This is a genomic window from Candidatus Nanopusillus massiliensis, assembly GCF_920984865.1.
Genome location: NZ_OV100765.1, coordinates 10,704 through 19,149, shown reverse-complemented (window position 1 = coordinate 19,149; position 8,446 = coordinate 10,704). Strand labels below are relative to the sequence as shown.

Here is an 8,446-nt window from a genome sequence, read left to right as displayed (position 1 = left end):
TAGAATTGTCAAGATTTTATGATAAAAGGGACAGAGAGAGAGAATAAAGAAAGAACCTGATAAGGTATTATTTGTAATATATAAATCTCTATATAATATAATAAATATTGGATCAATTATAATTCCATTTATTTCCGAGTATATTTATCAAAAATTAAGAAATTTATATGGATTGGNAGGAGAATCAATAATACTAGAAGAACTAGAAAAGTTTGAGGAACAATATATAGATGAAAAAATAGAAGAAGAATATAAACTATTTAATACTATTGTTGAAAATGCATTAAAATTAAGAAATATTCTAAATATAAATATAAGAAGANNATTAAAAACACTATATTTATAAAAAGAAGATGGAAACATTTTATTTGATATTCTAAATAATAGTGATATTGTAGAATTATTAAAAGATTATCTAAATGTAAAAGAAATAAAAATTGATAATGTAGAAAAGGATTACATAAATGCACAATCTGATTATGGAATTTTAAAAATAGGATTTGATACAAAATATTATCCAGAATTAGAAGAAGAATGGCTATATAGGGAAATAAGAAGGAGATTACAAGATATAAGAAAGGAAAACAAATTAAGAAAGGGTCAAAAAGCNNNTATAGAAATATATGCTGATGAAAAGCTACTAAATATAATAAAGAAATATAAAGACATGTTAGAAGAGGATACTGATACTATAATAATAATAAAGGACTCTAATGAAGGTCTAAACAATGTAGAAAGGATATATGTAAATGAACATATTTTATAAGCTAAATATTTTATAAGTTTTTATTAAATTTATTAAAAATGGTTACATTGGAGATTTCCANNNCCGTTGTTACAATATATTATAACGTAAAGTTGCCATTAGATAAAATCGCAAATCTAATTCCTTATGCTCAATACGATCCAGAAACATTTCCTGGATTAATTATACCATTAAAAGAAAGTGGAAATAAAGAAGAAAATGTTAAAGCATTAGTATTTAATAGTGGAACAATAGAATATATCTGGAATAAAAGGATTAGAAGATATAGAATATGTTGCAGAAAAATTAAGAGAATTATTTAAACAAATTGATATAGAATTACCAAAAGATTATAAAATAAAGGTACAGAATATTGTTGTAAATGGAAAATTTGATTATGATAATATAGATATAGTAAGACTAGCAGATGAAATACCAGATTCTCAATATAATCCAGAGGCTTTCCCAGCTGTTACTGTAGTATTTGATGTAGCCGAGAATTATAGAGTAAAATTTAATGTATTTAAAAATGGAAAATTTGTATGCCCAGGATTAAAAGGTGAATTTAATAGTTTTGATGAAATTAAGAAAACCGTAGATTATGTATTAAATTCATTCCAAGAAAAAGTAATAAAAAAATATGCAAAGAAATAGCTTATAAATATATTTCATTATAATAGAACTATGACGGACATCTGGGTGAACAATTGTTGCAATAAAATTTAAAGATGGAGTATTAATTGCATCAGATAGACAAACAACAGCAGGAATGATGGTAATCATAAGAAAACACAAAAATTATATCAATTACTGATAATATATTAATGGGGGCTGCTGGTTTGGTTGGAAGATATTCAAACTTTAGTAAAAATATTACAAGCAAACCTAAAATTAAAATATTTAAGATCAAAAAATGAACCAACTGCAGAAGAAGCTGCAAGTTTTCTAGCATCCCTGATGAATTATTATAAATGGTTCCCATTCTTTTCAGAAGTAATAATTGTTGGAAAAGATAATGATGATTACCATATATATTCAATAGATGAAGCTGGAGGATTAGAAAAATTTGATGACTTTATATCTACAGGTTCTGGAATGGTATTTGCTCTAGGTGTATTAGAAACAGAATATAAAGAAAATATGAATGAGGAAGAAGCAAGAGAATTAGCAAAAAAAGCAATATTGGCTGCTATAAAAAGAGATTTGGGATTCTGGATATGGTATTGAAATTTGGACATTAACAAAAGAAGGATTGAAGAAGGAGCTTTTAGAGATAAAGGAAGAATTACAGAAAAAATAATTTTTTAAATTTATACTTAAGTATAAAAGGTATTTACATTATTTATGATGAATGTTAAGGAAGAATTATTAAAAGAATTCCAATCAAAGGACATAAATAAGATAATCTTGAAGGACCAAAGATAGTTATATATGTAAACAATGTAGATTTATTTATAAAAGGAATTGAAATAGGAAAAAATCTAGCACAAAAATATAAGAAAAGGATTGAAATAAGGATAAATCCAAAATTATTAAAGGGAGAGGAATATATTAAGGAAAAAGTAAAAGAAATATTAAATGGAATAAAAATAAAAGATATATATCTTGAAAAATACAGATCTGTATTATATATTAAACCTATGAACCTGAAAAAATTGATTTAAATTTAATTAATAAATTAAGAGAAGAAACACTATGTAATATTATAATACAAAGGGCTCCATTAAAATCTTCAAAAATAATAAATGTTATTAGGACATATTTACATAAAAATTCTTTATATAAATCTGAATTTTTAAATAAAATTGGAGAAGAAATACTGGAAAGAAAAACACAAAGATTAGATCATTATAGAATTGTTTTTCTAGGTGCTGGAAGGGAGGCTGGAAGATCTTCATTTTTATTACAAACAAAAGAAAGTAATATTTTATTAGATTGTGGATTGGGTGCAGGAAATTATTCAGAAGATAGAAATCCAACATTGAATATTCCTGAATTTGATATACAAAATTTAGATGCCGTAATTATTTCACATGCCCATTTAGATCATGTTGGATTTGTTCCATATTTATTTAGAATTGGATGGAGGGGACCTGTATATTTGACAGAGCCAACAAGGGATGTTGCAGCTTTGGTTTTATTAGATTATCGTAAAAGTAAGTAATACACAGAGCAAAAATCCTATATTTACAGCAAAGGAAATTAAATTATTTTTAAAACATTCTATTACATTAAATTATTCTGAAGTAACTGATATAACTGGTGATATAAAAATATCATTCCATAATCAAATCATATAATTGGATCTTNNNTGGTTCATAAAATATCGAAGGAAAACATAATATATTATATACTGGAGATTATAAATTTAATAAAATTCCTTTATTAGAAAGACCAAATACATTATATCAAAAGATTAGAAACATTAATAATTGAAAGCACATATGGAGGATTTAATGATAAACATCCATCAAGAGAGGAAACTGAAGCATTATTTATTCATGATATAAAGGAAACAATTGAAAAAGGAGGAAAAGTATTAATACCAGTATTAGCAGTTGGAAGGGGGCAGGATGTTTTATTAACATTATTAAATGCAATTGAAAATAAAATGTTACCAGAAGTAAATATATATTTAGAGGGAATTGTTTGGGAAACATCAATGATTCATACAGCATATCCAGAATTTTTAAGTAAAGAAATTAGAGAAAAAATAGAATCTGGAAAAAATCCATTTGAGAGAGAAAATGTAATAAGAGCAAGTAAAAAAGAAAGAGAACAAATTATGACATCTAATGAACCTTCAATAATAATTGGAACATCTGGTATGATGCAAGGAGGACCTATAGTGGATTATTTTAGTTATGCTGCAGAAGATGAAAAGAATTTATTGGCTTTTGTTTCATATCAGGCACAAGGTACTTTAGGTAGAACAATATTAGATGGACAAAAAGAAATTGTATTGAATGATAGAAAAATAAATATAAAAATGAGAATAAATAAATATGAAGGTTTTTCAGGATCATGCAGATCATTTTGAATCAATATCTTTTATTGAATATTTAAGACCAAAACCAAAACAAGCTATAGTAGTACATGGTGAAATTCCAAAACCATATGAATTAGCATCTAAAATATATAGAAAGTTTGGAATATATCCATATGCACCAAAGAATGGTGATATAATTAGATTATAAAATTTTTTTAAAAGAAAAATAAATGAAATATAAATATATTGCAATTGAAGGAATTGATGGATCAGGGAAAACAACAATTGCAAATTTGTTATATAATGAATTATCTAAAAAGTATAATAAGCTAATATTGATGAAAGAGCCATATGATAAAGATTTATCTAAAAAAATAAAGGAAATAATTTTAAAAGAACATGAAAAAAATTTGGATTATGGATATTTACTAGCTTTATTATTTACTGCAGATAGAAGTATAAAAAACATTGATTTAAAGAAATATTTAAATGATGATTATATTATTATTTCTGATAGAAGTATTTATTCTTCATTTTCTTATCAAATTTTATATGAAGGAATAGATATTGAATGGTTAAAATGTATATCAAAATATATAATTAAACAGCATATTACTTTTGTATTAGATATTGATCCAAAAATTGCAATGGAGAGAATAAATTCAAGGGGTAAAAGTATTTCAAGTTATGAAAATATTGAATTCTTAAAAAAAGTAAGAGAAAATTTCCTAAAATTAAAGGATTTATTTCCAGAAGATAATATAATTTATATCAATGGAGAAGAAAAACCTGAAGAATATTGAATAAAATATTAAATATAATAGAAAGATAATATTTTTTGATAATTTTACTATATATTATATTGATCAGTTAACTGTTTTTTATTTTCAAAATATAAGCATTTTTCTTTTATTAATAAATCAACTGATGAACGTGGCTCAATCATCTTTCCACATACTCTAATTTTATATTCACCAGTTAGTATATTATATTTTATCTCTGCTTCGCGTATATCAATACCTTCTAGATATGATTGATTTTTTAAAAACTCAATAGAAAAAGCCAATCTTTCATCTTTTTCTCTCAATTTTTTTAAACTATATAGGTCATCTGCTTCTCTTTCATATCTTTTAATATATGTTTTTTTATTTCTAATTTCTCCTTTTTTTAATTCTAAAACTAGCTTTTCACCTTCTATAGTCAATATACCCTCTAATTTTCTTATAATTTCTATATTTTTTCCCAAAGAAGGTTCTCTTGAATATGCAGTTCCGATATATTTAATAGTTGTTGAATCATAAGATTGATCTTCTATAATAGTATTTTTTATTTCCCCATCAAGGAGGTAATTTATTAATGTTTTTGATAAAATATCTGAAAATTTTATAATTTCATCAAGATTTCTATTATATTCACTTTGAAACATTTTCTGTATATCTCCTGACATTATAATATTTTTTATAAAAAATTTTTATAAAAAACAATATTTAAATTAAAAATCTAAATATTTAATTATTTTAATATAACTAATCAATAAATTATATAATTCAGAAAAATTAATGAAAGAACTAAAAAATATGTAAAAACCGAAAGAAAGAATTATATCAAATATTGAATAAGATAACCAGTGTTTTAAAGTAATAATTCTTAATATTGGAGCTATAAACACTAAAATGTTTCCTGTTATTATAAAGGATAATGTTGCAATAACAGTATGCTCACTTGGAAAAGAATGATATTCATAGACTAGTATAGCAAATCTTTTATCAAAGTAATAATATGGTCTTTTTCTATTAACTATTAATTTTAACAAATAAGTTATTGCTGTAGATATAATGAAAAGAAAAATATAACTAAAATTAATTAAAAATATTATATATAAAACAAAAGATAGTTTTATTAAATATGAAATTGTATCAATTACATAAACAAGATTTAATTTATCTCTTAATTTATTGTAAAAAAATTCCGATATTTTATAATCAATCATAAACGTTTTATTGAAGAATATTAGATCCTTGTCCATAAATTTTTTATATGAATCGCAATTTTTTTGTAATTTATAGTTCATCCAAAGGAGTATAATTTACCTACAATCTATACTTTATAAACATTATCTCATTATCTAAAACTTATGAATTTCAAAGTAGGTATATAAAACTTAAAATTCTCTTTTTTATTCCTCTTTTAAATATTGAAAATTAAATAATTGATAAATTAAAAACTACATTCTAAACTGACCTGCTGGATAATTTGAATATCCTGGGGATTGTTGTCTCTGATGATATGGATATCCTGGATAATACTGTGGTGACATACGCTGTCTCATCATTTGTTGCCTCTTATAATTCCTTTCTATTTGATTTAAACTCTTTTGAACTAAATATGGCATAACTATACCAAGGAACAGAAATAATATAAAGTATACTATTGCATTGCCTTCATTTTTCTTAGTAACATNNNCCCATCCTTTTGTATATCTATATAACCAATATATATTTACTATTGGTATGAAATATAGTATAAATGATGGTATATCTGCTCCTAATTCTTCCAATTCTTTTTTTGTCTCATACGGTCAATATAAAATATATATTTCATATGTCATAAAATATAATATATAAATAAGAAGTATATTTCTTTCTTTTGGTGGCATTTAATTTTTGGTTTTGTTGTTATTTATAAATTTTATCAATTACTTTTTAATTTTCTTTTATTTAAATAATCTTTAATAAAGTTATACAATTCTTCACCAATTTTTTTCTCATTTTCCTTCATAACTTTAGATAAATCTTTTATTATTTCCACATTTTCTTCAATTATTTTTTCCTTTAAGCTTATATCAGGTTTATTTTCTAGTTTTTCCAAATTTTCTTCCATTTTTCTTGTAAAGTTTATGTCCAAAATATCTGGATAATATTTCTCAAATATTTCAATAATTTTTTTACCTAATTCAGTTATTTTTATTGATCTTCCCTCAACATATTTCCTCTTAAATAATATTTCAACCATATCTGCCCTTGTACTTTTTGTTTAAATTCTAATTCTTCCATTTTTTTAACCAAAGAAGCTTTATTATATGTTGCNNNNGGTTTTGTTTTTCTCTTTAATATATTAACTTTATCTACTAACAATTTTTCTCCTATATTAAATTTTAAAGAAATAAAGTTGCTCATATATATTTCCCAATAAATATCTAACAATTCTTTATATTTTATATCATAATAATTGTAAACAAAATTTTCTTTTGTAATAACATTTATTTTATACAATATTGCAGGATCATAAAAGGTTGCAATAAATCTTTTAACTACTAAATCATAAATTAATTTTTCCTTATATTCTAAATATTCTGTGTTTATTTCCTGTAGGAATATTGCAGGATGTACATCATCCCTAGGTCATTATTTGGTTTTAAAATTTGTTTTGCCAATAAAGGAGCTATATATTTCTTATAAGAATTTATTGATGATAAATTTGACAATATTTCCCTAAAATTAATTGTTTCAGGTAATCTTTGAGAAGATGTTCTTGGATATGATACATAACCCTTTTCATATAAAGATTGCAAAATATCTAAAGTCCTCTTTGGACTAATTTTATAATATTTATATGCATCCATCTGTATATCTGTTAAATTATATGGATGTGGAGGATTTACTTTTTCCTCTTTTTTATCTACATTAATTACAATTAAATATTTCTCAACACTATTTTTTATTTTATTTGCTTCATCTTTATCCTTTATTTTATCTTTTATATATGAAAATTTCAATTTTTTATCATCCTTTATAATCAAAGCTTCAACTTTATAATATTCTTCAGGTTTAAAGTTTTCAATTTCATTTTCTCTATTAAATACTAATACATTAATGTTGGACCCTGAACCCTTCCAATACGCTTTAAAACAAATTTCCTTGTATAATAAAATAGAGCTTTGTTAATGCTCTAGATAAATTTATACCATATAACCAATCTATTATATGTCTAGTTTCTCCAGCATATATATAACCAAAATTTAAACTTTCTTTCCTATTATTAAAAGCCCTTACTATATCTTTATATGTATTGCAGAAAATATCATTCTATTTGCATTTTCTTTATTTAATACATATTTAANNTATTATAACCTATTAATTCTCCCTCTATATCGTAATCTGTTGCAATTATTATCTCATTCTCATTTCTAAATTTACTAAACATCTCAATATAATATTTTTTTGCAATAATTCTATCCTCAAAATATGATGGAACCCATCTAGAATTGAATGTAGGATAATCATATTTTCTATCTAAATCAGATAATGTAAATAAATGACCTATTGAAGGAACAACATATATATTTCTTTTTTCTTGATTAAAATAATAATAATATATATATTTTGAAAATCTTACTGTTCTATATTTATTATTTGATAAGAATGATGAAATCTTTCTAGCTACAGAAGGTTTTTCTGCTATTATTAACATTAACTATATTTCTTAAATAATTCTATATAATTTTCGCATATCTTTTTTTCAATATTATTTTCATCATAACAAATACCAAATCTTCCTACTTTTTTCTTCCATTCATTTACAATATCTCCAAATGTCCAAATAAATACTCGAATATCAGGAGATATTTCTTTTATATTTTTTATTAACTCTTCAATATATCCATATCTAGTTTTTTCTTCCCCATAACTTTTAGAATATAGACCTGTTTCTGT

General features: G+C 23.3%; 17 protein-coding genes and 1 pseudogene. 11 read left to right on the top strand and 7 right to left on the bottom strand.

The annotated features are described in order from the left end of the window. The first annotated feature begins 43 nt into the window (after positions 1-43). From LUA84_RS00130 to tmk, 11 genes and pseudogenes are all read left to right on the top strand, one after another. The gene (locus tag LUA84_RS00130) at positions 44-346 is read left to right on the top strand and encodes a class I tRNA ligase family protein (protein ID WP_256443565.1); all 303 of its coding nucleotides are present in this window, start codon (positions 44-46) and stop codon (positions 344-346) included. A gap of 15 nt (positions 347-361) precedes the next feature. After that, the gene (locus tag LUA84_RS04925; RefSeq protein WP_457913311.1) at positions 362-766 is read left to right on the top strand and encodes a DUF5915 domain-containing protein; all 405 of its coding nucleotides are present in this window, start codon (positions 362-364) and stop codon (positions 764-766) included. Between the two features lie 38 nt (positions 767-804). Further along, positions 805-1,068, top strand: a complete 264-nt coding sequence (locus LUA84_RS00125; RefSeq protein ID WP_457913276.1) for a hypothetical protein — start codon at positions 805-807, stop codon at positions 1,066-1,068. Then, positions 1,004-1,399: a hypothetical protein gene (locus LUA84_RS04920; RefSeq protein ID WP_457913310.1), complete on the top strand. Its 396-nt coding sequence runs from the start codon at positions 1,004-1,006 to the stop codon at positions 1,397-1,399. The genes LUA84_RS00125 and LUA84_RS04920 overlap by 65 nt, the downstream gene beginning before the upstream one ends. 52 nt (positions 1,400-1,451) lie before the next feature. Then, positions 1,452-1,559: a hypothetical protein gene (locus tag LUA84_RS04915; RefSeq protein ID WP_457913309.1), complete on the top strand. Its 108-nt coding sequence runs from the start codon at positions 1,452-1,454 to the stop codon at positions 1,557-1,559. A 29-nt stretch (positions 1,560-1,588) separates the two neighbouring features. Next, on the top strand, positions 1,589-1,972 hold the full coding sequence (locus LUA84_RS00120; protein ID WP_256443449.1) for an Ntn hydrolase family protein: 384 nt from the start codon (positions 1,589-1,591) through the stop codon (positions 1,970-1,972). 191 nt (positions 1,973-2,163) lie between these two features. Continuing rightward, positions 2,164-2,409: pseudogene (locus tag LUA84_RS04910) on the top strand (hypothetical protein); the annotation flags it as partial. Further along, positions 2,400-2,909: an MBL fold metallo-hydrolase gene (locus LUA84_RS04550; RefSeq protein WP_308112644.1), complete on the top strand. Its 510-nt coding sequence runs from the start codon at positions 2,400-2,402 to the stop codon at positions 2,907-2,909. The pseudogene LUA84_RS04910 and the gene LUA84_RS04550, both read left to right, overlap by 10 nt. Positions 2,910-3,143: 234 nt before the next feature. Beyond that, a complete protein-coding gene (locus LUA84_RS00110) occupies positions 3,144-3,785 on the top strand; it encodes a hypothetical protein (RefSeq protein WP_308112643.1) in 642 nt (213 codons plus the stop codon). Then, positions 3,751-3,942 (top strand): MBL fold metallo-hydrolase RNA specificity domain-containing protein, encoded by a 192-nt coding sequence (locus LUA84_RS00105; RefSeq protein WP_231433873.1) that lies wholly within the window; start codon positions 3,751-3,753, stop codon positions 3,940-3,942. Before LUA84_RS00110 ends, LUA84_RS00105 begins: the two co-directional genes overlap by 35 nt. A 22-nt stretch (positions 3,943-3,964) precedes the next feature. Continuing rightward, entirely contained in the window at positions 3,965-4,537 is a 573-nt protein-coding gene (tmk, locus tag LUA84_RS00100) for a dTMP kinase (RefSeq protein WP_231433872.1), read from the top strand. A 47-nt stretch (positions 4,538-4,584) separates the two neighbouring features. On the opposite strand, the gene LUA84_RS00095 is transcribed toward tmk, so the two are convergent. The 7 genes from LUA84_RS00095 to LUA84_RS00075 all read right to left on the bottom strand — a co-directional run. Further along, entirely contained in the window at positions 4,585-5,160 is a 576-nt protein-coding gene (locus tag LUA84_RS00095) for a hypothetical protein (RefSeq protein ID WP_231433871.1), read from the bottom strand. Between the two features lie 66 nt (positions 5,161-5,226). Further along, positions 5,227-5,760, bottom strand: coding sequence for a phosphatase PAP2 family protein (locus LUA84_RS00090; RefSeq protein WP_231433870.1), 534 nt, complete (start codon positions 5,758-5,760; stop codon positions 5,227-5,229). A 665-nt stretch (positions 5,761-6,425) separates the two neighbouring features. Beyond that, the gene (locus LUA84_RS03890; protein WP_256443448.1) at positions 6,426-6,746 is read right to left on the bottom strand and encodes a DNA topoisomerase; all 321 of its coding nucleotides are present in this window, start codon (positions 6,744-6,746) and stop codon (positions 6,426-6,428) included. After that, on the bottom strand, positions 6,698-7,096 hold the full coding sequence (locus tag LUA84_RS03885) for a DNA topoisomerase (RefSeq protein ID WP_256443562.1): 399 nt from the start codon (positions 7,094-7,096) through the stop codon (positions 6,698-6,700). Before LUA84_RS03885 ends, LUA84_RS03890 begins: the two co-directional genes overlap by 49 nt. Further along, positions 7,093-7,608: a DNA topoisomerase gene (locus LUA84_RS03880; RefSeq protein WP_256443561.1), complete on the bottom strand. Its 516-nt coding sequence runs from the start codon at positions 7,606-7,608 to the stop codon at positions 7,093-7,095. Before LUA84_RS03880 ends, LUA84_RS03885 begins: the two co-directional genes overlap by 4 nt. A 230-nt stretch (positions 7,609-7,838) precedes the next feature. Further along, entirely contained in the window at positions 7,839-8,204 is a 366-nt protein-coding gene (locus tag LUA84_RS00080) for a toprim domain-containing protein (RefSeq protein ID WP_231433869.1), read from the bottom strand. Further along, positions 8,204-8,446: hypothetical protein (locus tag LUA84_RS00075; RefSeq protein ID WP_231433868.1), on the bottom strand; the 243-nt coding region annotated here is incomplete at its 5' end. The genes LUA84_RS00080 and LUA84_RS00075, both read right to left, overlap by 1 nt.

Bases quoted from the DNA above. Each gene is read 5' to 3' on its own strand.
- tmk (WP_231433872.1), top strand. From the start codon at position 3,965: ATGAAATATAAATATATTGCAATTGAAGGAATTGATGGATCAGGGAAA.
- LUA84_RS03890 (WP_256443448.1), bottom strand. From the start codon at position 6,746: ATGGTTGAAATATTATTTAAGAGGAAATATGTTGAGGGAAGATCAATA.
- LUA84_RS00090 (WP_231433870.1), bottom strand. From the start codon at position 5,760: ATGGACAAGGATCTAATATTCTTCAATAAAACGTTTATGATTGATTAT.
- LUA84_RS00105 (WP_231433873.1), top strand. From the start codon at position 3,751: ATGAAGGTTTTTCAGGATCATGCAGATCATTTTGAATCAATATCTTTT.
- LUA84_RS00095 (WP_231433871.1), bottom strand. From the start codon at position 5,160: ATGTTTCAAAGTGAATATAATAGAAATCTTGATGAAATTATAAAATTT.